This window comes from Peribacillus sp. CSMR9, assembly GCF_033141925.1.
Lineage (GTDB): Bacteria > Bacillota > Bacilli > Bacillales > DSM-1321 > Peribacillus > Peribacillus simplex_A.
In genome coordinates, this window is record NZ_JAOPHO010000177.1 from 1 (window position 1) to 1,551 (window position 1,551).

The 1,551-nt window shown below is 39.0% G+C and carries 1 protein-coding gene and 1 riboswitch; the gene reads left to right on the forward strand.

Annotation, left to right across the window (positions count from 1 at the left end):
- A riboswitch (cobalamin riboswitch) is annotated at window positions 1-144 on the forward strand. This riboswitch is flagged as partial in the annotation.
- A gap of 185 nt (window positions 145-329) precedes the next feature.
- Window positions 330-1,551, forward strand: a 1,222-nt coding sequence (locus N9I19_RS24700) for an ABC transporter substrate-binding protein (protein WP_317779325.1), incomplete at its 3' end; no start/stop codon positions are given.

The following is a 1,551-nucleotide window of genomic DNA, read 5'->3' on the forward strand; positions in this document are numbered from 1 at the left end:
CGGTTTAATTCCGGCACGGACCCGCCACTGTGTTGGGAAGCAGTATGTCGCTGTTAGCTTTCAGAAAAAACCACTGGGATATACCTGGGGAGGACTGGAAGTAGTGCCCTGAGTCAGGAGACCTCCCTATTTAAACATCGCTGTTAGACCTACGGGATTTTTAGGGAGGTGGTTAGTATGCTGATAATCATAAGTCTGTACGTATGTCATCTATTGCTGGATGGCCAGATGTTTAGGCACCCTATTTCTTTATCACTAAAAGCATTTCTGACCTCTTTACATAGTCAGAAATGCTTTTTTGTTTTTAGTAATTATATAGGGGGAAGAAAATGTTGAAAAATTGGAATGTCCAACGAAAATTAGGAATATGGATGGTGCTTGCTGCTTGTATTCTAGCGCTTATCGGCTGTGCAGGAACAGAAGAAACATCAACAAACAAAGGTACGAAAGAAGAATCTTCAGATAAAAAGGCAACTTTAGCTTTCTCGTGGAGTCCAGCAAGCCTTGATCCACATGGTAGTGATAGCTGGGAGGTCATGCGTTCTGGAACAGCGGAAACATTAATTAAACTTAATGAGGAATTAGAACCTACAGCTTGGCTAGCAAAATCATGGAAACAAGAAAATGACACAACGTGGGTGTTTCAATTACAAGAAAATGTAACTTTCCATAATGGAAAAGTAATGGATGCTACAAGCGTGAAAGAATCATTACAGCGCTCGATGGATAAAAATCAAAGAGCGAAGGATCTATTGCAAATTAAGTCTATGGAAGCAGTATCAGATACTGAATTGAAAATTAAAACTATACAACCGAATGCGGCTTTAATTGCGTCTTTAGCTGACCCGTCGACAATCATTGTTGACGTAGCGACAATAGATGCCAAAGATAGCTATCCTGCTTTTACAGGAGCATTTAAAATTAAACAATTTAATCAAGATGAATCACTTATTGTTGAAAGATATGAAGATTATTGGGGAGAAAAAGCAATATTATCTGAAGTGACCATTAAGTTTATCGCTGATGCCAATACGAGATTAATGGCCTTACAATCTGGAGAAGTAGACGGAGCAACCGATATTTCTGTCGATAATATTGCTGTTTTAGAGAAGAATAAAAAGTTTGAAGTGTTAACCGCTACGTCATTGAGAACACATATGCTGATGTACAATATGGAATCTCCTCTATTTAAAGAGTTAGCTTTGAGAAAAGTCGTAGATATGTTGATTCCACGTGAAGAGATTGTAAGTTCTGTCATGAAAGGGCAAGGGACTGTAGCGCATAGTCCATTTTCTCCTGTATTACCATTTGGTAAGGTGGAAAATAAAGAAGAAACTGAATCTGTCAATCAATTAATGCAGCAAGAAGGTTGGAAGAAAAACGCTAAAGGTATGTGGGAAAAAGAAGGGAAGCCATTTGAAGCGACATTATTAACGTTTCCGCAGCGTCCAGAATTAACAGTAATGGCAGAGGTAAGTGACACAAGGAAAGCAACATTCATGTTTTGGGCAAATAAAGCAAGGATGATGGAGAGGATGGATACTCCGATCG